The 24,121-nt window shown below is 73.4% G+C and carries 21 protein-coding genes, 1 tRNA gene and 1 pseudogene; 10 read left to right on the top strand and 13 right to left on the bottom strand.

Annotated features, from left to right (window positions below; genetic code table 11):
• Nucleotides 1–146: 146 nt before the first annotated feature.
• From rsrA to ACFV4F_RS23155, 4 genes are all read right to left on the bottom strand, one after another.
• Nucleotides 147–551, bottom strand: coding sequence for a mycothiol system anti-sigma-R factor (gene rsrA / locus ACFV4F_RS23170; RefSeq protein ID WP_380438493.1), 405 nt, complete (start codon nucleotides 549–551; stop codon nucleotides 147–149).
• A complete protein-coding gene (locus ACFV4F_RS23165; protein ID WP_308130030.1) occupies nucleotides 548–1,291 on the bottom strand; it encodes a sigma-70 family RNA polymerase sigma factor in 744 nt (247 codons plus the stop codon). The genes rsrA and ACFV4F_RS23165 overlap by 4 nt, the downstream gene beginning before the upstream one ends.
• Nucleotides 1,292–1,600: 309 nt before the next feature.
• Entirely contained in the window at nucleotides 1,601–2,239 is a 639-nt protein-coding gene (locus ACFV4F_RS23160; RefSeq protein ID WP_380438490.1) for an alpha/beta family hydrolase, read from the bottom strand.
• A gap of 88 nt (nucleotides 2,240–2,327) precedes the next feature.
• Nucleotides 2,328–3,080, bottom strand: a complete 753-nt coding sequence (locus ACFV4F_RS23155; protein ID WP_380438488.1) for an SOS response-associated peptidase — start codon at nucleotides 3,078–3,080, stop codon at nucleotides 2,328–2,330.
• A 137-nt stretch (nucleotides 3,081–3,217) separates the two neighbouring features.
• On the opposite strand from ACFV4F_RS23155, the gene ACFV4F_RS23150 reads away from it, so the two are divergent.
• The 5 genes from ACFV4F_RS23150 to hisN all read left to right on the top strand — a co-directional run bounded on the left by ACFV4F_RS23150 (nucleotide 3,218) and on the right by hisN (nucleotide 7,748).
• Nucleotides 3,218–3,952 carry a M50 family metallopeptidase gene (locus tag ACFV4F_RS23150; RefSeq protein WP_380438486.1) on the top strand — a complete coding sequence of 245 codons (735 nt, stop codon included), beginning with the start codon at nucleotides 3,218–3,220 and terminating at the stop codon, nucleotides 3,950–3,952.
• 66 nt (nucleotides 3,953–4,018) lie between these two features.
• Complete coding sequence (aroA, locus tag ACFV4F_RS23145) at nucleotides 4,019–5,350, top strand: 3-phosphoshikimate 1-carboxyvinyltransferase (RefSeq protein ID WP_380438484.1); 1,332 nt, start codon at nucleotides 4,019–4,021, stop codon at nucleotides 5,348–5,350.
• 15 nt (nucleotides 5,351–5,365) lie between these two features.
• Nucleotides 5,366–6,421 carry a ribosome small subunit-dependent GTPase A gene (gene rsgA, locus ACFV4F_RS23140; RefSeq protein WP_380505096.1) on the top strand — a complete coding sequence of 352 codons (1,056 nt, stop codon included), beginning with the start codon at nucleotides 5,366–5,368 and terminating at the stop codon, nucleotides 6,419–6,421.
• 132 nt (nucleotides 6,422–6,553) lie between these two features.
• Nucleotides 6,554–6,877 carry a DMT family transporter gene (locus ACFV4F_RS23135; protein WP_380438480.1) on the top strand — a complete coding sequence of 108 codons (324 nt, stop codon included), beginning with the start codon at nucleotides 6,554–6,556 and terminating at the stop codon, nucleotides 6,875–6,877.
• A gap of 73 nt (nucleotides 6,878–6,950) precedes the next feature.
• Nucleotides 6,951–7,748, top strand: coding sequence for a histidinol-phosphatase (hisN, locus tag ACFV4F_RS23130; RefSeq protein ID WP_380438478.1), 798 nt, complete (start codon nucleotides 6,951–6,953; stop codon nucleotides 7,746–7,748).
• An 88-nt stretch (nucleotides 7,749–7,836) separates the two neighbouring features.
• Here the strand turns inward: hisN and ACFV4F_RS23125 are convergent, their stop codons facing one another.
• Nucleotides 7,837–9,312, bottom strand: a complete 1,476-nt coding sequence (locus tag ACFV4F_RS23125) for a catalase (protein WP_380438476.1) — start codon at nucleotides 9,310–9,312, stop codon at nucleotides 7,837–7,839.
• 105 nt (nucleotides 9,313–9,417) lie between these two features.
• On the opposite strand from ACFV4F_RS23125, the gene ACFV4F_RS23120 reads away from it, so the two are divergent.
• A complete protein-coding gene (locus tag ACFV4F_RS23120; RefSeq protein ID WP_380438474.1) occupies nucleotides 9,418–9,843 on the top strand; it encodes a Fur family transcriptional regulator in 426 nt (141 codons plus the stop codon).
• 27 nt (nucleotides 9,844–9,870) lie between these two features.
• Here ACFV4F_RS23120 and ACFV4F_RS23115 read toward each other — a convergent pair whose 3' ends face one another.
• From ACFV4F_RS23115 to ACFV4F_RS23105, 3 genes are all read right to left on the bottom strand, one after another.
• A complete protein-coding gene (locus ACFV4F_RS23115; RefSeq protein WP_380505094.1) occupies nucleotides 9,871–11,847 on the bottom strand; it encodes a tetratricopeptide repeat protein in 1,977 nt (658 codons plus the stop codon).
• Nucleotides 11,848–12,205: 358 nt separating this feature from the next.
• Nucleotides 12,206–12,279 (bottom strand) — tRNA-Met (locus ACFV4F_RS23110).
• Between the two features lie 79 nt (nucleotides 12,280–12,358).
• Nucleotides 12,359–15,334 (bottom strand): UPF0182 family protein, encoded by a 2,976-nt coding sequence (locus tag ACFV4F_RS23105; RefSeq protein ID WP_380505091.1) that lies wholly within the window; start codon nucleotides 15,332–15,334, stop codon nucleotides 12,359–12,361.
• Between the two features lie 175 nt (nucleotides 15,335–15,509).
• Here ACFV4F_RS23105 and ACFV4F_RS23100 point away from each other — a divergent pair, with 175 nt between their 5' ends.
• Nucleotides 15,510–16,088 (top strand): PPA1309 family protein, encoded by a 579-nt coding sequence (locus ACFV4F_RS23100; RefSeq protein WP_380438468.1) that lies wholly within the window; start codon nucleotides 15,510–15,512, stop codon nucleotides 16,086–16,088.
• 48 nt (nucleotides 16,089–16,136) lie between these two features.
• On the opposite strand, the gene ACFV4F_RS23095 is transcribed toward ACFV4F_RS23100, so the two are convergent.
• The 4 genes from ACFV4F_RS23095 to ACFV4F_RS23080 all read right to left on the bottom strand — a co-directional run bounded on the left by ACFV4F_RS23095 (nucleotide 16,137) and on the right by ACFV4F_RS23080 (nucleotide 19,466).
• Nucleotides 16,137–17,252: a PDZ domain-containing protein gene (locus tag ACFV4F_RS23095; RefSeq protein ID WP_380438466.1), complete on the bottom strand. Its 1,116-nt coding sequence runs from the start codon at nucleotides 17,250–17,252 to the stop codon at nucleotides 16,137–16,139.
• 42 nt (nucleotides 17,253–17,294) lie between these two features.
• Nucleotides 17,295–17,486 carry a hypothetical protein gene (locus ACFV4F_RS23090; RefSeq protein ID WP_380438464.1) on the bottom strand — a complete coding sequence of 64 codons (192 nt, stop codon included), beginning with the start codon at nucleotides 17,484–17,486 and terminating at the stop codon, nucleotides 17,295–17,297.
• Between the two features lie 187 nt (nucleotides 17,487–17,673).
• Nucleotides 17,674–18,114: a molybdenum cofactor biosynthesis protein MoaE gene (locus ACFV4F_RS23085; protein ID WP_359966241.1), complete on the bottom strand. Its 441-nt coding sequence runs from the start codon at nucleotides 18,112–18,114 to the stop codon at nucleotides 17,674–17,676.
• Between the two features lie 203 nt (nucleotides 18,115–18,317).
• Nucleotides 18,318–19,466, bottom strand: a complete 1,149-nt coding sequence (locus tag ACFV4F_RS23080; RefSeq protein WP_380438460.1) for an NAD-dependent epimerase/dehydratase family protein — start codon at nucleotides 19,464–19,466, stop codon at nucleotides 18,318–18,320.
• A gap of 199 nt (nucleotides 19,467–19,665) precedes the next feature.
• On the opposite strand from ACFV4F_RS23080, the gene ACFV4F_RS23075 reads away from it, so the two are divergent.
• Complete coding sequence (locus ACFV4F_RS23075) at nucleotides 19,666–21,231, top strand: zinc-dependent metalloprotease (RefSeq protein ID WP_380505088.1); 1,566 nt, start codon at nucleotides 19,666–19,668, stop codon at nucleotides 21,229–21,231.
• Entirely contained in the window at nucleotides 21,228–21,815 is a 588-nt protein-coding gene (locus tag ACFV4F_RS23070; RefSeq protein WP_359966250.1) for an NUDIX domain-containing protein, read from the top strand. Before ACFV4F_RS23075 ends, ACFV4F_RS23070 begins: the two co-directional genes overlap by 4 nt.
• Before the next feature lie 160 nt (nucleotides 21,816–21,975).
• On the opposite strand, the pseudogene ACFV4F_RS23065 reads toward ACFV4F_RS23070, so the two are convergent.
• A pseudogene (locus ACFV4F_RS23065) lies at nucleotides 21,976–22,524 on the bottom strand (M48 family metallopeptidase); the annotation flags it as partial.
• Nucleotides 22,525–22,989: 465 nt separating this feature from the next.
• Here ACFV4F_RS23065 and ACFV4F_RS23060 point away from each other — a divergent pair.
• Nucleotides 22,990–24,075: a ThiF family adenylyltransferase gene (locus ACFV4F_RS23060; RefSeq protein WP_380505085.1), complete on the top strand. Its 1,086-nt coding sequence runs from the start codon at nucleotides 22,990–22,992 to the stop codon at nucleotides 24,073–24,075.
• Nucleotides 24,076–24,121 lie beyond the last annotated feature (46 nt).

The raw sequence follows: 24,121 nt of genomic DNA, 5'->3' as shown, positions 1-24,121 counted from the left end.
CCTTTGTCCCAACCCCCAAAACACAATCACTCTTTTGGGGGGCATTTAAACAACACCGGCGGGGGCCCGGGGCACACCCGCTCCCGGGGCCCGCTGAACTCCGTGTCCGGACCGTCCGGCCCGCCCTCGCCGGCGGGCCCGGCCGGTTACTCCGCCTGGGCGCCGGCCTCGACCGGCGCACCGGGGCGCACGCCCGGCTGCGGCGCGTCGCCCACCTCGGGGACCGGCCGCGCCGTCTCCGCGTGGATCTCGACCGTGGCCTCGACGGCCACCACGACCTGCTCGCCCGAGCGCTGCCCGGCGCGGATCGAGTCGATCCTGGCCAGCACCTTGCTGCGCAGGTCGGCCGGGGTGTCGTCGCAGCCGCAGGAACGCTTGATCAGCGCCTTGATCGCCTGCTCCAGGCCGTACTGGCGCAGGCACGGCGAGCACTCCTCGAAGTGCACGCGCAGCTTGGCGCAGTCGCCCTCGGCCATCTCGTTGTCGAGGAATTCGTAGAGGTGGTCGAGGACCTCGCCACACTCGGTGTCGTGCGGATCGCCGCAGCTCATGAGCCCGAGCCCTTCGCTTCCTGCCCTGCCCCGCTGCCGGCCGGGACGAGCCCGCGCTCACGGGCGTAGTCCTCCAGCATGCCGCGCAGCTGACGACGGCCGCGGTGCAGCCGGGACATCACCGTACCGATGGGAGTACCCATGATGTCCGCGATCTCCTTGTACGCAAAGCCTTCGACGTCCGCGAGGTACACAGCGATCCGGAATTCCTCCGGGATGGCCTGGAGGGCGTCCTTCACGTCGCTGTCGGGGAGGTGGTCCAGGGCCTGGGTCTCGGCCGAGCGCAGCCCCGTCGACATGTGCGACTCGGCGCGCGCCAGCTGCCAGTCCTCGATCTCCTCGGCGGCGGTGCGCTGGGGCTCCCGCTGCTTCTTGCGGTACGAGTTGATGAAGGTGTTGGTGAGGATGCGGTACAGCCAGGCCTTGAGGTTCGTGCCCTCGCGGAACTGGTGGAACGACGCGTACGCCTTGGCGAACGCCTCCTGGAGCAGGTCCTCCGCGTCCGCCGGGTTGCGCGTCATGCGCAGCGCGGCCGAGTACATCGGATCCAGGTAGCCCAGGGCGTCGCGCTCGAAGCGCTCCCGCCGGGCCTCCTCGGTCTCCTCGGCCGACACCCGGAAGGTGTCCTCACCGATCGCCTCGGCCAGTTCCTCACCGGTGAGCGCCTCGCCCTCGGGCCGGCCCTCATCCGGGCCACGGCCGGGTTCGGCCTCGTGCTCGGTCCCGACGACCGGACCCACCTCCTCGGCATGGCGCGCACGGCCCACGGCGGGCCGCCCCGAAATGGAGGATATCGGGCTGACGGGCTTCTCGCCCGCGACTATCCAGTCGGACCAGGCGGGAGCGAACGCCGTGGCGGCCTCTCGCTCCTCCGGCCGCTCCGGGCACGCGATCGAACCCATCTGCCCTGCCTCTCACCCGTTAATCTGCTGACGAGGGTGTCAACCACAGGGCCCCCGCCCGCATTCCCGGCCCCGCGCGGCTTTCACCCGCACGGGTGAGCGAACGGTGCGCCCGGGGAAACCCGCAGCTCACCGCCGGTCCCGCGCTCACAGCAGCCCGAGCACCCAGTCACCGACCGCCCCGCAGATCAGCTCCAGCACCTCGTCCTGCCCCACCGGGGCCCGCTTCGGCACCTCGAAGCCGTGGCTGCCGTACGGCACCTCCACCAGCGCGTGGCCCCGCGGCAGCTCCGGGAACTCGGCCGGCCCGCCGAACGGGTCCGCCGCGCTCTGCACCACCAGCGTCGGCAGCCCCGACTCCAGCAGCTCCTGCGCCCGGCTCTTCTCCGGCTTGCCCGGCGGGTGCAGCGGGAACGCCAGCGCCACCACGCCCACCGCCCCGCTCACCGCGCCCGTGCGGCACGCCACCCGCGCCCCGGCGCTGCGCCCGCCGACCACCAGCGGCAGGCCCTGCCCGGCCAGCCGCTCGGCCACCGGCCGCCAGCCGAGGTCCAGCGTCCGCGGCGCCGGGCCGAGCTTCTTCCCGGCCACCCGCCACGGCTGCTCCACCAGCGCCACGGTGATCCCGCGCGGCGGCAGCGCCGCGGCCAGCGCGACGAGGTCCCGCGCGCCGGTCCCGCCGCCCGCGCCGTGCCCGAGGGCCAGCAGCGCCTTCGGGGCTGCCGCCCGGTGGTAGGTGATCCGGGCGTCCCCGGCCTCGGTGGGGACGAGTTCGGTGGTCGTCAACGGTGGCTCCCTCTCGGAACGGCACGGATCCGCAACTCGGTTGGTCAGAACAGCGCGGACGGTCGGGACGAACGGCCGGCACGGACGGTCAGAACAGCGTGGTCTCGTACTCGACCTCGGTCCACGGTTCCTTGAGCTCCGGGCCGTTGTTGCGGATGCTGCCCACCGCCGGCGACACCGGGGTGGCCCGCAGCGCGCCGGGCGGCGGGGGTATCAGCAGCCGGCGCAGCCCGTCCGGGTCGCTCTGCCCCGGGTCCAGCCACTCGTCGAACGAGGACGGGTCGAGGAACAGCGGCATCCGCTCGTGGATCGGCGCGAGCAGCGGCTCCGCGTCCGTCGTCACGATCGTGAACGTCACCAGCCAGGCCGCCGGGTGCCCGGCCGGCACCGTCCGGTCGCGCCAGAACTCGTACAGCCCGGCCAGCGCCAGCGGGGCGCCGTCCGTCCGGGAGACGAAGAACGGCTTCTTGCGCGGCTTGCCGCGCTCGGCGGGCACCGTCTGCCACTCGTAGTAGCCGTCCACCGGCAGGATGCACCGCCGGGAGGCGAACGCCTGCCGGTAGGAGGGCTTCTCGTGCACGGTGTCCGACCTGGCGTTGATCATCTTCACCGCCGTCTCGGCCGAGTTCGACCACTGCGGGACCAGGCCCCAGCGCAGCACCCGCAGCTGGCGCACCGCGCCCGGCCGCTCCTTCGACATCCGCTCCAGCACCACGAACGCGCTGTTCGTCGGCGCCACGTTCCAGTTCGGCGCGAGGGTCTCCTCCGGATCCCACTGCTCGACCCCGAAGAGGTCGAGGAGGTCCTCGGGCTTGCTGCTGGAGGCGAAGCGACCGCACATGCGGGCCACTCTGCCACGGCCCCGGGTCTCACCACTTCTTCATCCCGAACAGCGAACCACCGCCTCCCGCCCTCCCGTCCCCGCATGGGAGGCTGCTCCGAACGGCCCAGCACAGCGAACGGAGGCGAGACCCCGCCATGACCCCCAGCCCGACGACCGGACACGACCTCGGCGACCTGTGGGACCGGGTGACCGGCACCCAGGCCGCCCCGCCCGGCTGGCTGGTCCTCGCCACCGGCGCGCTCGCCCTGCTCGCCGTCCTCGCCCGCCCGCTGTGGCACGTCACCCGCAACGCGGTGACCATCGCCCACGAGGGCGGCCACGGCCTCGCCGCCCTCGCCACCGGCCGCAAGCTCGCCGGGATCCGGCTGCACTCCGACACCTCCGGCCTCACCCTCTCCTACGGCCGCCCCACCGGCCCCGGCATGGTCCTCACCGCCGCCGCCGGCTACACCGCCCCCGCCCTGCTCGGCCTCGGCTGCGCCGCCCTGCTCGCCGCCGACCGCATCACGCTGCTGCTGTGGCTGGCGATCGTGCTGCTCCTCGCCCTGCTGGTGCGCATCCGCAACGCCTACGGCCTGTTCACCGTCCTCGTCGCCGGCGCCGCCTTCTTCCTCGTCTCCTGGTTCGGCAGCGCCCAGGTCCAGGCCGGTTTCGCCTACCTCGGCTGCTGGTTCCTCCTGTTCGGCGCCGTCCGCCCGGTCCTGGAGCTCCAGCACCAGCGCCGCACCGGCTGGGCCCGCGACTCCGACGCCGACCAGCTCGCCCGCCTCACCCACGTCCCGGGCCTCGCCTGGGTCACCGTCTTCCTGCTGGTCGCCCTCGCCTCGCTCGCCCTCGGCGCGAGCTGGCTGCTCCAGCCCTTGCACTGAACCCCCACAGTCCCGGCATGCGGCCGCAGCGGGGGCCGTTCCGGTACGGCCCCTAAACTGGCCCCCATGACCGAGACCCTGTGGCCCGCCCCCGTCGCGACCACCCCCGTTGACGCCACCGTCACCATCCCCGGCTCCAAGTCGGTCACCAACCGGGCCCTGGTGCTGGCGGCACTGGCCGACGAGCCCGGCTGGGTCCGCCGCCCGCTGCGCAGCCGCGACTCCCAGCTGATGGCCGACGGCCTGCGCGCCCTCGGCGTCGGCATCGAGGAGAAGGTCAACAACGACTCCGGCGGCACCGGCGGCGGCGAGGCGTGGCGCGTCATCCCCGCCCCCGCCCTGCTCGGCCCGGCGTCCATCGACGTCGGCAACGCCGGCACCGTCATGCGCTTCCTGCCGCCGCTCGCCGTCCTCGCCGACGGCCCGGTCCACTTCGACGGCGACCCGCGCAGCTACGAGCGCCCCCAGCACGGCGTGATCAACGCCCTGCGCGCCCTCGGCGCCCGCATCGACGACGAGGGCCGCGGCGCCTTCCCGCTCACCGTGCACGGCACCGGCGCCCTCGACGGCGGCCCGGTCGAGCTCGACGCCTCCTCGTCCTCCCAGTTCGTCTCCGCCCTGCTCCTGTCCGGCGCCCGCTACAACCACGGCGTCGAGGTCCGGCACGTCGGCGGCCCCGTCCCGTCGCTGCCCCACATCCGGATGACGGTCGAGATGCTGCGCCTGGCCGGCGCCCAGGTCGACGCCCCCGAGGACGGCGGCGAGAAGGACGTCTGGCGGGTCACCCCCGGCGCCCTGATCGGCCGCGACCTGGTCGTCGAGCCCGACCTGTCCAACGCCGCGCCGTTCTTCGCCGCCGCGCTCGTCACCGGCGGCCGGGTCACCGTCCGCGACTGGCCCAAGCACACCACCCAGCCCGGCGACCAGCTGCGCGAGATCTACTCCCGGATGGGCGGCGCCTGCGAGTTCACCGACGAGGGCCTGCAGTTCACCGGCACCGGCCGCATCCACGGCATCGAGGCCGACCTGCACGACGTCGGCGAGCTCACCCCGGTGATCGCCGCCGTCGCCGCGCTCGCCGACTCCGAGTCCCACCTCTACGGCATCGCCCACCTGCGCCTGCACGAGACCGACCGGCTCGCCGCGCTCGCCAAGGAGATCAACGACCTCGGCGGCGACGTCACCGAGACCGAGGACGGCCTGCGCATCCGCCCCCGCCCGCTGCACGGCGGCGTCTTCCACACCTACGAGGACCACCGCCTGGCCACCGCCGCCGCCGTCATCGGCCTGGCCGTGCCCGGCGTCGAGGTCGAGAACGTGGCCACCACCGCCAAGACCCTGCCCGACTTCCCGAACATGTGGGCGGACCTGCTCGGCGAAGCGGCGGCGGACGCCTGAGCGGAGACTGAAGCCATGCGCCGCTACGGCAAGGACGCCGACGAGGACGACATCCGCAACCGCCCCGCCCGCCGGGGCTCCCGGCCACGGACCCGGATCCGGCCCAAACACGAGGACGCCGCCGAGGCGATGGTGCTGACCGTCGACCGCGGCCGGATCACCTGCCTGATCGACCCGGGGACCAAGCAGGAACGCCAGATCGTCGCCATGAAGGCCCGCGAACTGGGCCGCAAGGGCGTCGTCGTCGGCGACGTCGTCAACATCGTCGGCGACCTCTCCGGGGACGCCGACACCCTCGCCCGGATCGTCCGGGTCGAGGAACGCACCTCCGTGCTGCGGCGCACCGCGGACGACGACGACCCGTACGAGCGGATCGTCGTCGCCAACGCCGAGAAGCTCGCCATCGTCACCGCCCTGGCCGACCCGGAGCCCCGGCCCCGGCTGATCGACCGCTGCCTGGTGGCCGCCTACGACGCGGGCATGGAACCCCTGCTCGTGCTCACCAAGGCCGACCTCGCGTCCGCCGAAACGCTCCTGGAGTCCTACGCGCCGCTCGGCATCGACTACGTCGTCACCCGCCGGGACGAACTGGAGAGCGCGGGCGCCGAGGCCGTGCGCGAGCACCTGCGCGGCCGCTCCACCGTGTTCATCGGCCACTCCGGCGTCGGCAAGACCACCCTGGTCAACGCCCTCGTCCCGGACCGCCAACGGCAGACCGGCCACGTCAACGCCGTCACCGGCCGCGGCCGGCACACCACCGTCTCGGCCCTCGCGCTGCGCCTGCCCCCGCCCCCGGGCGCCAAGGCCGGCTCCAAGCAGGCGCTGAACTCGGGCTGGGTGATCGACACCCCGGGCTTCCGCTCCTTCGGCCTCTCCCACATCGACCCGTCCCGGGTCATCCTCGCCTTCCCCGACCTGGAGCCGGGCACGGTCGACTGCCCGCGCGCCTGCAGCCACGACGAGCCGGACTGCGCCCTGGACGCCTGGGTCGCCGACGGCCACGCCGACGCCGCCCGGCTCTACTCGCTGCGCCGCCTGCTGGCCAGCAAGGAGGCCCGCGAGGACGACTGACCCCGCCCGGCCCCGCCGCGTCCCGGCGAGGCCGGTGGCCCGTTCGAGGTGTCGGACCGCGCCGCCCTGGCGATCATAGGAAAGTCGGACCACTGTGCGGTCCGACCCGTCGATCGACAGGGAGGGCACGCGATGGCATGGGCCCTGGTGATCCTGGCCGGCCTGCTGGAGACCGGCTTCGCGATCAACCTCAAGCTCAGCGAGGGCTTCACCAGGCTCTGGCCCACCATCAGCTTCTGCGTGTTCGCCCTCAGCAGCTTCGGCCTGCTGACCCTCTCGCTCAAGAGCCTGCCGGTCGGTCCGGCCTACGCGGTGTGGACCGGCATCGGCGCGGCCGGCACCGCCATCTACGGCATGGTCTTCCTGGACGAGACGACGTCGGTGCTCAAGCTGGTCTCGATCTCCCTGGTGATCGCCGGCGTCATCGGCCTGCAGCTCAGCGGCACCACCCATTGAGCCGCGGGCCGATGAGCGTTCACTCCGTGAGCCCGGCTGTCCCGATCCGGGCGGGCTCGCTAGGGTTTCGGACATGGCCGACTACCACGACGACCTCCGACTCGCCCACGTCCTCGCCGACTCGGCCGACTCGGTCACCCTGGAGCGCTTCCGCGCGCTCGACCTCGCGGTCGAGACCAAGCCCGACCTCACCCCCGTCAGCGACGCCGACAAGGCCGCCGAGGAACTGGTGCGCGGCATCCTGCAGCGCGCCCGCCCGCGCGACGCCGTCCTCGGCGAGGAGTTCGGCCTCCAGGGCTCCGGCCCGCGCCGCTGGGTGATCGACCCGATCGACGGCACCAAGAACTACATCCGCGGCGTGCCGGTCTGGGCCACCCTGATCGCCCTGCTGGAGGACGGCCCGGACGGCGTCGGGCGCCCGGTGGTCGGCATCGTCTCGGCCCCCGCGATCGGCCGCCGCTGGTGGGCTGCCAAGGACCTCGGCGCCTACGCGGGCCGCAGCCTCGCCAAGGCCTCCCGGATCCACGTCTCCGGCGTCTCGCGCATCGAGGACGCCTCCTTCTCCTACTCCTCGCTGTCCGGCTGGGAGGAGCGCGGGCGCCTCGACCCGTTCCTCGACCTCACCCGGGCCTGCTGGCGCACCCGCGCCTACGGCGACTTCTGGTCCTACATGATGGTCGCCGAGGGCGCCGTGGACATCGCCGCCGAGCCCGAGCTGTCGCTGTGGGACATGGCCGCCAACTGCATCATCGTCGAGGAGGCCGGCGGTCGCTTCACCGGCCTGGACGGCGTCCCGGGCCCGGGCGGCGCGGACGCCGTCGCCAGCAACGGCCTGCTGCACGAGGAGACGCTGCGGCGCCTGAGCGTCTGACGCGACCCGTCCCGGACGTGATCGCGGGCCCCTCGACCAGTGGGAGCTGGTCGAGGGGCCCGCCGTCTTTCTCGGGGCAAGCCCGCGGCTACTTCTTGCGCAGCTCGCGGACGGCCGCCTCCAGCCGCTGCCCGTAGTCGGCGTCGGCCTTGCGGAAGTTGTCGACGGCCCGCTCCACGATGTCCTCGCGGTCCTCCGAGACCTTGGCGATGAAGCCGGCCAGGCCCGCGATCAGGCGCTGCTTCTCGTCCTCGGAGTAGAGGCGGTAGAGGTTGCCGGCCTGCACGAAGTCGTCGTCCTCGGCGTGCGAGGGCGCCACGTGGTTGCCGGTCGCGCCGGTGACGGCGGTGGCGGCCCACAGCGGGCGGCCGGTCTCGACCGGGCCGCCGAAGCTGTTCGGCTCGTAGTTCTTCTGGCGGCCGTGGCGGCCGTCGTACAGGTAGCCGTCGCGGCTGTTGGTGCGCGCCGCGGTGGCGTGCGGGCGGTTCACCGGCAGGTGGTCGGCGTTGATGCCGACGCGGTAGCGGTGGGCGTCCGCGTAGGCGAACAGGCGGCCCTGGAGCATCTTGTCGGGGGACGGGCCGATGCCGGGCACGAAGTGCGCCGGGGAGAAGATCGACTGCTCGACCTCGGCGAAGACGTTGTCGGGGTTGCGGTTGAGCTCCAGCTTGCCGATCTCGACCGGCGGGTAGTCCGCGTGCGGCCACACCTTGGTCAGGTCGAAGGGGTTGAAGCGGTAGTTCGCCGCGTCGGCCGCCGGCATGATCTGGACCTGCACGGTCCAGGTCGGGAACTCGCCGCGCTCGATCGCCTCGCGCAGGTCGCGCTGGTGGCTGTCCGGGTCCTCGCCGGCGAGGCGGTTGGCCTCGTCCTGGGTGAGGTTGCGGATGCCCTGGTCGGTCTTGAAGTGGTACTTGACCCAGAAGTGCTCGCCGGCCTCGTTCTGCCACTGGAAGGTGTGCGAGCCGTAGCCGTTGAGGTGGCGGTAGGTCGCCGGGATGCCGCGGTCGCCGAACAGCCAGGTCACCTGGTGGGTCGACTCGGGCGACAGGCCCCAGAAGTCCCAGACGTTGTCCGCCTCCTGCGAGCCGGTGTACGGGTCGCGCTTCTGGGTGTGGATGAAGTCGGGGAACTTGATCGCGTCCTTGATGAAGAACACGGGGGTGTTGTTGCCGACGAGGTCGTAGTTGCCCTCCTCGGTGTAGAACTTCAGCGCGAAGCCGCGCGGGTCGCGCACCGCGTCGGCGGAGCCGAGGTTGCCGGCCACGGTGGAGAAGCGCAGGAAGACCTCGGTCTGCTTGCCGATCTCGGCGAGGAAGCCGGCCCGGGTGTAGGGCGTCACGTCGGCCGTCACCGTGAAGGTGCCGTAGGCCGCGGCGCCGCGGGCGTGCACCACGCGCTCCGGGATGCGCTCGCGGTTGAAGTGCGCGAGCTTCTCGAACAGCAGCTGGTCCTGGATGAGCGCCGGGCCGCCGACACCCGCCGTCTCGGTGTTCTGGTTGTCGGCGACGGGGGCGCCCGCCTCCGTGGTGAGGGTGGGGCGCAGCTCGTCCTGGGTCGTCATGAGAGAAGCCTCCGCGTGATCCGATCGTGAGGACTCGATCCTAACTTGGACTTTGTCTAAGTCAATACTGGCACCAATCTCAGAGCGTGACCTACTCTGGTGCGCATGAGCGACCTGCTGGAACGACTTCGCGGACGTGGGTGGCGCCTGACCTCGCAGCGCCGGGTCGTGGCCGAGGTCCTCGACGGCGAACACGTCCACCTCACCGCCGACGAGGTGCACGCCCGCGCCGCCCGGCACCTGCCCGAGATCAGCCGCGCGACCGTCTACAACACGCTCGGCGAACTCGTCGCCCTCGGCGAGGTCCTGGAGGTCGCCACCGACGGCCGCGCCAAGCGCTACGACCCCAACGCCCGCCACGCCCACCAGCACCTGGTCTGCTCGGGCTGCGGCGCGATCCGCGACGTCCACCCCCACGGCGACCCGCTCGCCGCCCTGCCCGCCACCGAGCGCTTCGGCTTCGTCCTCTCCGGCGCCGAGATCACCTACCGCGGGCTCTGTCCGGACTGTACGCACGCGCCGGCCCGCTAGGCCACGCCACCGCTCAGCCCGCAGCCGCTACGCGCTCAGCTCCGCGTGCAGCGCCCCGAGCAGCCGCCCCGCCCGCTCCGCCACCTCGGCCGGCCCGTAGTCGGCCGCCCGGCGGCACCAGTTCTCCGCCTGCACCGGCTCCCCCCGGCGCAGCGCCAGCAGCGCCAGGCGCAGCGCCGCCCGCCCGTGCCCGGCGTCCGCCGCCCGGGTGTACCAGAGCATCGCCTCGGCCTCGCTGTCCTGCCGGGCCAGCAGCAGCCCCAGGTTGAACGCCGCGCTGCGGCTCCCGGCCTCCGCCGCCCGCCGGTACCAGCTCTCGGCGATCTCCAGCGCGCCGCGCTCGGCCGCCCGCACGCCCATGCGCACCTGCGCCCGGCGGTGCCCGGCGTCCGCCGCCACCGCGTACCAGTGCTCGGCCTCCGCGTCCGCGTCGCCCCGCCGGTCCAGCACCGACGCCAGCCGGAACGCGCCCTCGGCCGAACCGCCCGCCGCCGCCTGCCGGTAGCGCTCCAGCGCGCCCGCCAGGTTGCCGCGCTGCTCCTGGGCGACCGCGAGCTGCAGCGCCGCCTCGCCGTGGCCCTCGGCGGCGGCCCGCGCGTACCACTCCTGCGCCTGCTGGTGCTCGCCGCGCCCGGCGTGCAGCACGCCGAGGTTGAACGCGCCGTCGACGCTGCCCGCCTCGGCCGCCTTGGAGAACCACGGCTCGGCGCCGGACTCGTCGCCGCGCTGGAGCAGCACCACGGCCAGCGCGTTGCACGCCTCCCGGTGCCCGGCGTACGCGGCCCGCCGGTACCACTGCTCGGCCTGCTGCTCACGGCCGGTGCCGGCGCACAGCAGCCCGAGGTTGAAGGCGCCGTTGTGGTCGCCCGCGTCCAGCGCACCGCGGTACCAGTGCTCGGCCTCCTTGGCCTCGCCGCGGCTCGCGTGCAGCGCGCCGAGCGCGTTGGCGGCGTTGCCGTCCCCGGCCTCGGCGGCCTCCTGCCACCACTCGGCGGCGGCCGCGACGTCCCCGGAGTCGCGCAGCAGGAAGCCGAGCGCGCACGCGGCCCGCGGCTCGCCGTTCTGCGCGGACTGCCGGTACCAGCGGGCGGCCTCGTCCAGCAGCGCCTGGTCGGCTCCGGCCCGCTCCTCGAGCAGCACGCCCAGGCGCAGCGCGGCCCGGGCGTGGCTGCGGGCGGCGGCGGTGCGGTACCAGGTCTCGGCGGTGTCCTTGTCGCCGGCCGCCTCGCGCATCCGGGCCAGCCGGTAGGCGGCCTCGCGGTGGCCGGCGTCGGCGGACACCTTGAACCAGCGCTCGGCGCGGACGTCGCGCCGGTGCTCCATCAGGTCGCCGAGCGCGTAGGCACCGAGCGGGTGGCCGTGGTCGGCGGCGAAGTGCAGCCAGTACTCGGCTGCCTCCTCCTCGCCCTGGTCGCGCAGCTGGAGGCCGAGCGCGTGCGCGGCGGGGGCGCTGCCGGCGACGGCGGCCTGGCGCCACCACTGGGCGGCCTCGGCGCGGTGGCCCTGCTGGTGCAGCAGCACGCCCAGGTTGTTGGAGGCGGCGCGGACCCCGGCCGCCGCGGCGGCGCGCAGGTACGGCTCGGCGTCCTCCAGTTCGCCGCGGCGCAGCAGCAGCGTGCCGAGCCGGGAGGCGGCGTCCGGGTCGCCCTCCTCGGCGGCGCGGCGGTGCCGGGCCTCCAGCGCGGCCTGCTCGCGGGCGGCCAGCGCGGTCTCGAAGCTGGTGGTGTCCAGGCCCGCCGGGTCGAGGGCGCCGCCGCCGTGGGCGCCGCCGGAGCCGTCGGCGGACTCGCCGTACGGGCCGACGGCGGAGGTGAACTGACGGGTGGGCACGTGGACGAGGCTGTCGGGGCCGCAGCCGGCCGCGCGGCGCTCGGCGAGGCCGCCGGTGCGCTGGGCGGGCAGGGCGCCGGGACGGCTCTCGGGGCTCTCCGCCCAGGCGTCGGTGTCCGCCTCGGTGGCGGCGCCGGACCTGGCACCTGGCCCGTTCTTGCCGATCAGCCTCATCCGGACTCCCGCTCCCCCAGAGTGTCGCGGCATCCTCCCCCAGCCACCGGCCGGGGGGTCCTCCAGGGGAAGCGCCGGACCCGACGGCTGGTCAGCAGCCGTGCACCGTCCCCCATGTGTCCCATCGTCGCACCACCCGCAACCCGCGTACACCTGCCCCGGCCGAATTCGGGCGGGGCTGCCCCGAAGCCGACGAAATTGCTTCGGCGCTTTGTCGATTTCCCGACACTTCAACCCCACAAACCCGGTGCCGTCATCGTTGGCGACGGTCGATAGTACCGGAGCGGTTCCCGCCGCTTCGGAGCGAAAACGCCAGAGGCCCGGAGGACGAATCCTCCGGGCCTCTGTCACTACTGAGTAGCGGGGACAGGATTTGAACCTGCGACCTCTGGGTTATGAGCCCAGCGAGCTACCGAGCTGCTCCACCCCGCGTCGGTGACTCAACAGTAGCACGGACGCGGGGCGGAACCGAAATCGGTTGCCGCAGCTCAGCGGGCGCGGGCCCAGCGGCTCACGGCTTCGGGCTCGGCGACCCGCCCGCGGTGGCGGACGGGCCGCCGCTCGGGGCGGCCGGCGCCGGAGCGCCGGAACGGGCCGCGTCGGCGGCCTTCAAGGCGTCGCCCAGCGCCTTCTGCGCGTTGCCGTACGCCACCCAGTCGCCGTTCTTGAACGCCGTCTGGCCGTCGTTGTACGCCTTCTCCGCGTCCGACAGCGCCTTCTGCAGCTCCGGCGAGATCGTCCCGCCCGGCTGCGGCGTCGTCGGCCCCGTCGGCGTGCCCGGGTTCGCCGGGGTCCCCGGGTTCGCCGGATTGCCCGGAGTGCTCGGCGCCGTCGGCGTCGTCGCCGGCGCGGCCCCCGCGAACACCTTGCGCAGCGCCTCCTCCAGCGTGTTCTCGAACGCCACGTTGTCGTTCCCGTACACCACCAGGACCTTCTGCAGCGTCGGGTACTTGGCGCCGCGCCCGCGCACGTACACCGGCTCGACGTTGAGCAGCCCGCCGCCCACCGGCAGCGTCAGCAGGTTCCCGTACTCCAGGTCCGAGTCGCCGCCGCTCTTCAGCAGCGTGATCTGCTGCGCCACCTCGGGGCGGGAGTTGAACTGCGACTGCACCAGGTTCGGGCCGAGCGTCTTGCTGTCGCCCGGCACCTTCAGGATCCGGATCTTCCCGTAGTCCGGGCCCGGATCGGCGTCGACCGCCATGAACGCCGCCAGGTTGTCCCGGCCGTTGGGCACGAACGTCGTCGTTAGCGAGAAGCTCGCCGACGTGACCTCCGGGTCCGGCATGCGCAGCGTCAGGTAGTACGGCGGCTGCACCTGCTTGGTGTCGCTCGTCGGGTCCACCGGGACCTGCCAGATGTCACTGCCGTTGAAGAAGGAGTTGGCGTCCGTCACGTGGTACTGGCCGAGCAGGTCGCGCTGCACCTTGAACATGTCCTGCGGGTAGCGCAGGTGCGGCAGCAGCGTCGCCGGGATGTCCGCCTTCGGCTCGACCGTGCCCGGGAACGCCTTCATCCACGTCTTCAGCACCGGGTCGTTGTCGTCCCACTGGTAGAGCTTCACCTCGCCGGTGTACGCGTCGACCGTGGCCTTCACCGAGTTGCGGATGTAGTTGACCTTGTTGGCCACCGACAGCAGCTCGCCGCGCTGGTTGGTCAGCGAGTCCTTCGTCGCCGTGCCCAGCGTCGTCTTCGACGCGAACGGGTAGCCGTCGGACGTCGTGTAGCCGTCCAGCACCCACACCACCCGGCCGTCCTGCACCACCGGGTACGGGTCGGCGTCGATCGACAGCCACGGGGCGACCTTCTCCACCCGCTCCTTCGGCGTCCGGTTGTAGATCACCTTCGCGCCGTCGGTGATCGCCCCCGCGTACAGCATCTGCGGCTCGGCGAAGCGCACCGCGTACGCGGCCCGGGTGAGCGGATTGTCCAGCGAGACACCGCTGTTGCCGGTGTACTGGTACTGCTTGTTCTCGCCGGTCTCGGTCGTGTAGTCGATCTCCTGGTTCGAGCCGCCGACGATCGAGTACGTCGTCGTCTTCTCGCCGTAGTAGACCCGCTGCTGGTAGTCGCCGAGCGCCCCGGTCGCCGGCAGGCCCGACTCGGTGAACACCGGCTGGCCCTTGTCGTTGACCTGGTTGCCCTTGGCGACCACCGCGCCGTAGCCGTGCGTGTACTTGAAGTGGTCGTTGATCCAGTTGCGCTGCACGCCGTTCAGGTCCAGCTCGCGCAGGCCGATCACGGTGTCCTGCTTGTCCGTGCCCGCGCCGTAGCGGTCCACGTCCAGCGTGTTGGGGAACGCGTAGTAGTTGCGCTGCTGCTCGATCGACTGGAACGTCGGCGACACGATGTTCGGGTCCAGCAGGCGGATGTCGGCGATCGTCTGCGCGTCCGGCTTCAGCGCGTCCGCCGTCGTCGACCCCTGCGGGGTGTACTGCGACGTCTGCGCGTCCGCGATGCCGTACGCCCGACGCGTCGCGTCGATGTTCTTCTGGATGTACGGCGTCTCCTTGGCCTGCTCGTTCGGCTTCACCTGGAACTGCTGCACGATCGCCGGGTACACCCCGCCGATCAGCACCGCCGACAGCACCATCAGCCCCAGACCGATCAGCGCCGGCGCCCACGTGCGCCGCACCGGCGTCAGGAAGAACAGCACCGCGCAGATGATCGCCACGAAGAACAGGATCGTCTTCGCCGGCAGGAACGCGTTCGCGTCCACGTACCGCAGGCCCGTCCAGCCCGAAACACCCTTGTACGAGCCGGTCTTGACCGCCAGCGCGTACCGGTCCAGCCAGTACGCCACCGCCTTCAGCAGCACGAAGACGCCCAGCAGCACCGCCAGGTGCCCCTGCGCCCCCGCACTCGCCCGCCGGCCGGGCCCCTGCAGCCGCAGCCCGCCGTACAGGTAGTGCACCAGCACCGAGGTCAGCAGCGACACGATCACCGCGCTGAACGCGAAGCCCAGCACGAACTCGTAGAACGGCAGGTCGAAGGCGTAGAACGACACGTCCATGCCGAACTGCGCGTCCTTCTCGCCGAAGGACGTCGCGTTCGTCCACATCAGCCACGTGCGCCACTGCCCCGACGCCGCCGCCCCCGCCACCAGGCCGATCACCAGCGACACGCCGATCAGCGCCCAGCGCTTGAACGGCGCCAGCCCCGCCCGGTAGCGGTCCAGGCTCTGCTGCTCCACCGACATCGCCGACAGCGGCGGGCGCAGCCGGTGCGCCAGCCACACGTTGAAGCCGACGATCAGCGCCATCAGCAGCCCGAACACCGCGAACAGGCCGACCTTCGTCCACAGCTGGGTCGTGAACACCGACGCGTAGTGGACCGACCTGAACCACAGCCAGTCCGTCCAGAAACCCGCGAACATGACGAACAGCAGGAACAGCACCGCGAGCACGCCCAGGGTCAGCAGGGCCACCCGCGCCCGCCGGGAGGGCGGACCTACCCTGCGCCGGAAACCCGGCCCTGAGCGTTCCGGCATCTGGAATACCACGGTGGCACCTCAGCTGTGTCGTCTGGAGTCGGTCGGTCTTCAGAGCAACTTAACCAGGCTCCGACCGAGTTCCCACCGTTAGCAGACGGTTACGACGCCGCTCCTCCACACCACCCGCACCGCCCGGCGCGGCAAGCCCCACCCGGCGTGTGAGGATTGAGACATGTCCGACGCCACCGCCACGCCCCAGCCCGACTCCCCCGACGACGTCTCCACCCTCCCCGCGGCCACCCCCCTCACCCGCGCCGCCCTGGAGATCGACGAGTACGCCGCCACCCTCGGCTGGGACCTGCCCGCCCGCCTCTTCGCCCTCGTCGACTCCGGCGCCCTGCGCAAGGCCGACCCCCGGGTCGCCAAGCAGCTCGGCCTCACCGACGACGACGCGGCCGGCCTCACCCCCGTCGAGCAGGACGAGATCCCGGCCGGCACCCCCCTCGACAAGTTCCTCGGCACCATCGCCTGGCCCGACGCCGTCGCCGGCTGCGCCCTGGTCGTCGAGCGCCTCATGCTGCCGCCGGGCGCCGAGCAGAGCCGCCCGCGCAACGCCAGCGACGCCCAGCTCACCGAGTGGGTGGCCAACCACCCCAAGCGCGAGGAGGTGCGGATCACCGCCGCCGTGCTGCGCGACGGCAAGAAGGAGATCGCGCTGCGGCTGCGCTCCAAGGACACCGCGCGCGAGGTGCTGACCGGCCCCGACCTGGTGCCCGGCCTGACCGAGGCCCTGCTGGCGACCTTCGCCTAGCCGCCCTCCGGGGCCCTGCCGCACGGCGGGGCCCGCCGCGGCGGATCGCTACTTCGCGGCGCAGGACGGCAGCGCGGAGGTCTGGCCGGAGCGGATCTGCTCCAGCGACTTCAGCGCGCCGTCCAGCGTGTCCGTCTTGACCAGGGTCAGCCCGGACGGGACGTTCTTGCCCGCCTCGGCGCAGTTGCCGGACGGGGTGAGGAAGTACTCGGCGCCGGCGTCGCGGGCGGCGATGATCTTCATCGATATCCCGCCGATCGGCCCGACCTTGCCGTCGTCGTCGATGGTGCCGGTGCCCGCGACGAACCTGCCGCCGGTGAGGTCGCCGCCCGGGGTCAGCTTGTCGATGATGCCGAGCGAGAACATCAGGCCGGCGCTCGGCCCGCCCACGTCCTGCAGGCCGATGTCGATCTGGAACGGGTAGGTGTGCCGGATCCCGGTGCCGATGCCGACCACCGCGAGGCCGGCGCGCTCGGCCGGGGCCTTCGGGTCGAGGTCCCTGGCCGCCACGGTCGGGACGGTGACGTCGGTGCGGGCCGCCGGGTCCGCGGCGCCGTTGCCCGAGGTGTCCTTGAGCCGCGGGACGACGGTGAAGACCACCGACTCGCCCGGCTTGTGCTTGGTGACGCCCGCGGCCACCTGGTCCGTCGTCGTCACCGCGGTGCCGTCGACGGCGACGATCTGGTCGCCCGCGTGCAGCCGGCCCTCGGCGGGCGCGCCCGCGGTGACCGTCTTGACGATCAGGTCGTTGCCGACCGGGATGCCCAGCTGCTTGAGCGCCGCGGTGCGGGCGCTGTCCTCGGAGGAGGCGAACTCCTCGGCGTTCTGCTTCTTCGCGTCCGCGTCCGACTGCCCCTTGGGGTAGACGTTGTCGTGCGGCACCACCATCACGTCGTCGCGCAGCCACCCGATCACCGCGTTCACCAGGCTGGGCTCGTACTTGGCCCCGGTGACCTGCACGGTCGTCATGTTCAGGTGCCCGGTCGTCGGGTACGAGTCGCGCCCGGTGATGGTGATCACCGGCTTGCCCCCCTGCTGGCCGAGCGTGTTGTACGTCGGGCCCGGGCTCATCTCCGTGTACGGCACCTTCATCAGCACCGAGACGCAGAGCAGCGCTATGAGCAGCAGGGTGGCGGCGAGCATCGTCGCGGAGCGGCGTGGCATGGCACGACAGTACGGGACGCGGGTGAACCGGCGCCCCCCGGGCTACCGGCCGGAGGTCTCCCCCGAACCGGCGCTGCCGGCGGTCGTGCGTTCCATCGCGGCCATGAACCGCCGGTGTTCGGCGAGTGAGGCCGGGTCCCCCGTGGCCCTCGGCGCCCGCTGGGCCCAGCCCGCCCACACGGCGGCGAGCAGGACGGCGGCAACCGGAATGATCAACCAGGCGAGCGCACCCATGTCAGTACTCCCAGCTCGTCGTGTCTATGAGCAGATTAACCACTCCGGCGGACAACGCGATCACCGCCGTCCGGGTTACGGGAGCGCCGATCGGCTCACTGCCGGGGAGTATCCGGCGCGGGCGGCCGGACCCGTTCGGGTGAGGCCGCGGCGCGCCTGACGCTCCGCGTGCTGGGAACGTGCGGGTTCAGCAGCTGCCGGCGCCGACCCACTCCTCCTCGCCGTCGGCGAAGACCTGGTGCTTCCAGATCGGCACCTCGTGCTTGAGGTCGTCGATGAGCCGGCGCGCGGCGGCGAAGGCCTCGCCCCGGTGGGCGCAGGAGACCGCGACGATCACGGCCTTGTCGGTGATCTCCAGCCGGCCGATCCGGTGCACCGCGGCGAGCGCGCGGACCGGGAAGTCCGCGACGATCTTCTCGGCGATGCGGCGCATCTCCTGCTCGGCCGTGGGGTGGCAGCTGTACTCCAGCGCGGCCACCGACTTGCCGCCGTCGTGGTCACGGACCGTCCCGACGAAGACGGTCGTGCCGCCGGCCGCGTCGTCGCCCACCGCCTCGTACACCTCGTCCAGGGAGAGCGGGGTGTCGCGGACGGCGAGCAGGCGGATGGGGTCGTGGTTCTCGGACATGACCCCATGATTGCCCATCCGGGGTGGTCCCGGGCAAGGGGCTTCCGCATCACGATCCGGGAATTTCGCATCGTGAGAAGTCGGGGTGGCGGCCGACCCCGCGCTCCGGGCCCGCGGCTCCCTCTCGAGCCGCCCTGCCGGACGTCCCCACGCCGGACGCCCCCACGCCGGACGCCCCCTCGGTGGGCACCCCCTCGGACTCCTCAGAAGCGGCGGCGCTTGCGCGCCCGCCGCACCAGCGCCGCCGTGCCCACCAGCGCCACCGTCGCCCCGGCCGCGCCCAGGCTGGTCGCCGCCTCCTTTCCGCCCAGCCGCCGCCCGGCCACCGCGTGCTTGCCCGCCACCTGCGCCAGCAGCTCCGCCAGCACCTGCTCGTTCGTCCAGGCCGGACGCCAGCCCGCCTCGTGCAGCCGGCTGCCGGACACCACCCACGGGTACATCGTGTAGGCCAGGTCCCCGGCCGGCGCCGGGGTCAGGCCCAGACGGTGCAGCCGGGCCGCGGTGCCGAGCGCCAGGGAGGCCGGCAGCTCCATCCGGCGGATGCCGGACAGCCGCTCCACGTCCTCCTGCTCCAGCCAGCCGTCGCAGCCGACCGTCACCTCGCCCTCGACCAGGCCGAGCGCCGCGTACTCCAGCGCCATCGCCAGGTCGTCCACGTGGCAGAACTGCCAGCACGGCCGCGAACCGGCCACCACCAGCAACCGGGGCGCCTCGAAGTGCCGGGTCAGCACCGTGTCCACGCCCGGACCCACCACGACCGCCGGGCGCAGCACCGTCACCTGCAGCCCCGGGTGGGCGCGCGGCGCCCGCCGGGCCAGGCGCTCGATCTCCAGGAGGTCCCCGACCAGCGAGGCCTCCTCCGTCGCCCGCAGCTCGGAGTCCTCGGCCAGCGGTACCTCGTTGTCGGCCAGCGCGCCGTAGACCATCGCCGACGTGCACAGCACCACCCGGTGCACCCCGGCCGCCGCGGCGGCGGTCAGCACGGTCTGCGCGCCGCGGACGTTGTAGGCGCTGCGGGCCCGCGGATCGGACTCCATGCCGAAGTCCATCGCCAGGTGCACCACGACGTCGACCCCGGCCAGCCGCTCGGCGACCGCCGGATCCCGCACGTCCAGCACCCGCCACTGCACGCCCGGCACGTCACCGCGCCGGTCGTCCACCGCGAGGACCTTCTTCACGTGCGGGGAGGCCACCAGGCGGGCCGCGACCCGCTCGCCGAGCACCCCCGCGGCCCCCGTGACGGCCACGACGACCGGCCGTCCGCCGTAGGCTGGAGGCGGCGACGCCGTGGTGTCCGGGGCGTCCTCGCCTCCGGTCAGCCCAGAGCGAACGTCCGAGGGCGGGGAACTCACCGGCCATCCTCCACGGTTAGCTTATGTGCGTACGTACGTGTGTCACGTACGTCCATCCTGCCCGAGGCGAAGGCCCCGCGGTGCACCCGGCGCGGGCCCGCCGCGCGGGAGCCGCTCGCGAGTCCCCACTCCGCCGCCGCCCCGGGCCCGCAGGATTTCCCGCCACACCCGTATGACGGCCGACCGGATCGAGGACCCCGTGAGCGACCTTCCCTTCGGATTCGGCGTTCCGCCCGAGGAGCCCGAGGACGGCAAGGCCAAGCCCGACGACGAGCAGAAGAAGAAGGACCAGGGCTCGCAGGGCGCCGACCAGAGCGGCCCCCAGCCCTTCGGCTTCGGCGCCGGCAACCCCTTCGGCGCGCTGTTCGGGATGCCCGGCACCCCGGGCGCCCCCGGCGCGGGCGACAACCCGTTCGCCGCGATGTTCGGCGGCCTCAACCCGGGCGACCTCGGCGCCGCGTTCCAGCAGCTCGGACAGATGCTCTCCTTCGAGGGCGGCCCGGTGAACTGGGACCTCGCCACGAACATCGCCCGCCAGACCGTCGTCGCCGAACCCGCCGAGGGCAAGAGCAAGGACCGCTCGGTCAGCGCCGCCGAGCGCTCCGCCGTCGCCGAGGCCGTCCGGCTCGCCGACCTCTGGCTCGACGGCGCCACCGAGTTCCCCTCCGGCGCCGGCACCGCCGTCGCCTGGAGCCGCGCCGAGTGGATCGAGGCCACCCTCCCGGTCTGGAAGGACCTCGTCGACCCCGTCGCCGAACGCGTCGGCACCGCCATGGGCGGCGTCCTGCCCGAGGAGATGCAGGCCATGGCCGGCCCCCTCATGGGCATGATGCGCTCCATGGGCGGCGCCATGTTCGGCACCCAGATCGGCCAGGCCCTCGGCGCCCTCGCCGCCGAGGTCGTCGGCTCCACCGACATCGGCCTGCCCCTCGCCCCGGCCGGCAAGGCCGCGCTGCTGCCCCAGAACGTCGCCGAGTTCGGCGAGGGCCTCAGCGTGCCCGCCGAGGAGGTCCGCCTCTACCTCGCCCTGCGCGAGGCCGCCCACCAGCGCCTCTTCGCCCACGTGCCGTGGCTGCGCGCCCACCTGCTGGGCGCCGTCGAGGCCTACGCCCGCGGCATCAAGGTCGACACCTCCCGCATGGAGGAACTCGTCGGCCAGCTCGACCCCACCAACCCCGAGGCGCTCCAGGAAGCGCTCGCCGGCGGCCTCCTCCAGCCCGAGGACACCCCCGAGCAGAAGGCCGCCCTCGCCCGCCTGGAGACCGCGCTCGCCCTCGTCGAGGGCTGGGTCGACGCCGTCGTCCACACCGCCGCCGAGCCCCACCTGCCCCAGGCCGGAGCCCTGCGCGAGACCGTCCGCCGCCGCCGCGCCGCCGGCGGCCCCGCCGAGCAGACCTTCGCCACCCTCGTCGGCCTGGAGCTGCGCCCGCGCCGCCTGCGCGACGCCGCCCGGCTCTGGGCGCTGCTCGCCGACGCGCGCGGCGTCGAGGGCCGCGACGCCCTCTGGCAGCACCCCGACATGCTGCCCACCGCCGCCGACCTCGACGACCCGGACGCCTTCGTGCACCGCGGCGCGGCCGGCGACCTGGAGGGCGGCATCGACTTCGACGCGCTCGACAAGCTGCTCGGCGAGGCCGCGGCCGGCGGCACCACGAACCTGACCAAGGGCGACACCCCCGAGAACGACGGGCCCAAGCAGGACGGGCCCAAGCAGAACGGGCCCGAGCAGGACGGCACCGACGGAAAGGGCGAGCCCACCGCATGACCGCCACCGACCCGGGGGCGTCCGCCCTGCACGCGGACGCCGTCGGCACCCTGACCCGGTGGCGGCCCGCCGATCAGGACCAGGAACAGCTGCGGCTGGACTACCTGGAACACCTGCACGCGCAGCCCGAGGGCCTGTACCGCTCCTGCCTGCCCGCCCACATCACCGCGAGCGCCGCGGTCGTCGACCCGGCGGCCGGGCGGGTGCTGCTCACCCTGCACCCCAAGGTCGGCCTGTGGCTGCAGATGGGCGGGCACTGCGAGCCGGGCGACGCCGACCTCGCGTCGGCCGCGCTGCGCGAGGCCGTCGAGGAGTCCGGCATCCCGGACCTCACCCTGCTCGCCGTCGACGGCCGGCCCGCCCCGGCCAAGCTCGACCGGCACCAGGTCCGCTGCACCGGCAAGGACCGGCCGGAGAACACCCACCTGGACGTCCAGTACATCGCGCTGGCCCCGGCCGGCGCGCAGGCACTGATCAGCGAGGAGTCGCTCGACCTGCGCTGGTTCGACTACGACGGCCTGCCCGAGCTGACCGACCACTCGGTGCGCGACCTCGTCGCGCGGGCGAGGCGGCTCACGAGCTGAGGTGCGACAACCGGAAGGGGGCGCGGGCCGCATAGGCCCACGCCCCCTTCCGTCGCTCCCACGTTCGATCCCGCGGCCCCGCCGCGCTTCCCCCCGCCTTCCCGCTCCCCACCTTCCCCCGTTTTCCTGCCTCCCCCGCCGGGCTCCTCAGCCGGGCTCCTCAGCCGCAGGAACGCGCCGGATCGGACTCCGGGTCCGCGCTCCGGGCCCCCGGGATGTGCGGCAGCCGCGCCGCCGACACCACGCCCTCCAGGTACCCGCGCGCCCGCTCCGTCCGGGGATAGGCCTCCAGCAGCGCCCAGAACCCCGGACCGTGATCCGGCACCAGCAGGTGCGCCAGCTCGTGCAGCAGCACGTAGTCGAGCACGTACTCCGGCATCCCCTGGAGACGGTGCGAGAGCCGGATCGTCCCCTCGCTCGGCGTGCACGAGCCCCAGCGCGAATTCTGGTTCGTGACCCAGCGGACCTGGGCCGGCTTCGCCCGGCCGTCCAGGTACGCGGCCGACAGCTCGCGGGCCCGCGCCTCCAACGCGTCGTCCCCCGGGATCCGGCGGCTCTCCTGCGCGGCCAGCTTCTCCAGCATCTGCGCGACCCACCGCTGCTCCTCGGCGTGCGACATCCGCGCCGGGATCAGGACGACGGTGCGGTCGCCCTCGCGGTAGGCCGAGACGGTGCGGCTGCGGCGGGCACTGCGGCGCACCTCGACCCGCGTGCGGTCGTGCGACTCCCCCGGCTTGGGCGGGGACGCCTGGTGCTGTGCCTGGTGCTGCGTCTGATGCTGCGTCTGGTGCTGGGGCTGCGCGGATTTCGGCTGCTGATCCGAGCGCCCGCGCGTGCTCGGCGCCGCCACTTGCGACCCGGACGCTGCACGGGCACGCCGACGCGACGCCGATGGATGGGAGTCCCGCTCGGCTGCCATGGCACACGACGTTACCCGCTACCACTGACAGAAGTCCGCTGCCATGGCCGAAATCTTTCGTGGAGTGATCGGTAACGAAAGGCCGACAAGGGGTGTCCGGAAACCGACGCCGGAGCGGATACCCAGTTATCCACAGGACCTGCGAACCGATGATGTGATCATGGGCCAGTGCCTGTGGATAACCCGGCGCACGATGTCGCCCCGATCGGGCAAGCTGCCGTCAGCCGTCCGAAAACGATCGGAAAGGAGACCGCCGTGCGCCTCGCCCTCAAGCCCGCCCTGTCCCGCAGCTGGCGCGACACCGAGACCCTGCAGTTCGGGACCATCAGCCGCTACGCGGGAGTGGTCGAGCACGCCGACAAAACCCTGTGCGACTTCCTGGGCCTGCTCGACGGCACCCGGGACCGTCCCGCGCTGCTGGCGGCCGGCGAGAAGGCCGGGCTCGGCCGCGACCCGGCCGAGGCGCTGCTCGCCGAGCTGGAGGAGGCCGGGCTCCTCGACGACGCGGAGGCGGCCGAGGCCGCGCTCGCCCGCTTCCCGCAGCCGCACCGGGAGCTGCTGGGGCCGGACCTCGCCTCGCTCTCGCTGGTCCACTCCGGCCCGGGTGCCGCACCGGCGGTGCTCGCCCGGCGGGCGGACACCAGGATCGAGGTCCGCGGCGCGGGGCGGGTCGGGGCCGCCGTGGCGGCGGTGCTCGCGGCGGGCGGGGCGGGGGCCGTCACGGTGAAGGACGGCGGCCGCGTCCGGCCCGGCGACTGCTCCCCCGCGGGCGTACCGCCGTCCGACGTCGGGCGGCTGCGGATGACGGCGGCCAAGGAGGCGGTCCAGCGGGCCTCGGCCCGTCGCCCGGCACCCGCGCCGCGGCGGGCCGCGGACGCGCCGCCCGATCTCGTGGTGCTCGCGCCGCGGGACGGCAGCGGGGCGTTCGCAGGCGGGGCGTACGAGGCGCGGCAGCTGCTGCGGGCCGGGGTGCCGCATCTCTACGTGGGCGTGGTGGAGGAGTTCGGGGTGGTCGGGCCCCTGGTGGTGCCGGGGGTGTCGGCCTGCGGGCACTGCCTGGTGCTGCGGAGGGAGGACGAGGACGCGGCGTGGCCACGGGTGCTGGCCCAGCTCGCGGACGGAGGACCAGGGCGTGCGCGCACCCCGGCCTGCGACACCGCGATGGCCACCGCCGTGGCGGGCCTGGCGGCACTCCACGTCCAGGTGCTGCTCGACGGCGGCCGGCCGCCGAGCGTGAACGGGTGGTGCGAGTTCTCGGCCACCGACGGCATGCCGCGCCGGATGCGCCTGAGGGGCCACCCGGACTGCGGCTGCCTGTGGCAGCCGCTGCCACCGAGGTAGGACGCCGGGAGGCGGGTGGGTGGGTGGGGAGGGGGTGGGGGGGGGG

The sequence above is a fragment of the Kitasatospora sp. NPDC059722 genome (assembly GCF_042733235.1).
GTDB lineage: Bacteria > Actinomycetota > Actinomycetes > Streptomycetales > Streptomycetaceae > Kitasatospora.
The sequence above is the reverse complement of the archived record's forward strand: the minus strand, read 5'-3'. Positions and strand labels throughout refer to the sequence as shown.

Coding starts and splice junctions, on each gene's coding strand:
- ACFV4F_RS23090 (WP_380438464.1), bottom strand. CDS start 17,486: ATGGGTGCGCTCGCCTGGTTGATCATTCCGGTTGCCGCCGTCCTGCTC.
- rsgA (WP_380505096.1), top strand. CDS start 5,366: ATGCGCCGCTACGGCAAGGACGCCGACGAGGACGACATCCGCAACCGC.
- rsrA (WP_380438493.1), bottom strand. CDS start 551: ATGAGCTGCGGCGATCCGCACGACACCGAGTGTGGCGAGGTCCTCGAC.
- ACFV4F_RS23155 (WP_380438488.1), bottom strand. CDS start 3,080: ATGTGCGGTCGCTTCGCCTCCAGCAGCAAGCCCGAGGACCTCCTCGAC.
- ACFV4F_RS23135 (WP_380438480.1), top strand. CDS start 6,554: ATGGCATGGGCCCTGGTGATCCTGGCCGGCCTGCTGGAGACCGGCTTC.
- aroA (WP_380438484.1), top strand. CDS start 4,019: ATGACCGAGACCCTGTGGCCCGCCCCCGTCGCGACCACCCCCGTTGAC.
- ACFV4F_RS23100 (WP_380438468.1), top strand. CDS start 15,510: ATGTCCGACGCCACCGCCACGCCCCAGCCCGACTCCCCCGACGACGTC.
- ACFV4F_RS23095 (WP_380438466.1), bottom strand. CDS start 17,252: ATGCCACGCCGCTCCGCGACGATGCTCGCCGCCACCCTGCTGCTCATA.
- ACFV4F_RS23105 (WP_380505091.1), bottom strand. CDS start 15,334: ATGCCGGAACGCTCAGGGCCGGGTTTCCGGCGCAGGGTAGGTCCGCCC.
- ACFV4F_RS23120 (WP_380438474.1), top strand. CDS start 9,418: ATGAGCGACCTGCTGGAACGACTTCGCGGACGTGGGTGGCGCCTGACC.
- ACFV4F_RS23115 (WP_380505094.1), bottom strand. CDS start 11,847: ATGAGGCTGATCGGCAAGAACGGGCCAGGTGCCAGGTCCGGCGCCGCC.
- ACFV4F_RS23070 (WP_359966250.1), top strand. CDS start 21,228: ATGACCGCCACCGACCCGGGGGCGTCCGCCCTGCACGCGGACGCCGTC.
- ACFV4F_RS23150 (WP_380438486.1), top strand. CDS start 3,218: ATGACCCCCAGCCCGACGACCGGACACGACCTCGGCGACCTGTGGGAC.
- ACFV4F_RS23085 (WP_359966241.1), bottom strand. CDS start 18,114: ATGTCCGAGAACCACGACCCCATCCGCCTGCTCGCCGTCCGCGACACC.
- ACFV4F_RS23125 (WP_380438476.1), bottom strand. CDS start 9,312: ATGACGACCCAGGACGAGCTGCGCCCCACCCTCACCACGGAGGCGGGC.
- hisN (WP_380438478.1), top strand. CDS start 6,951: ATGGCCGACTACCACGACGACCTCCGACTCGCCCACGTCCTCGCCGAC.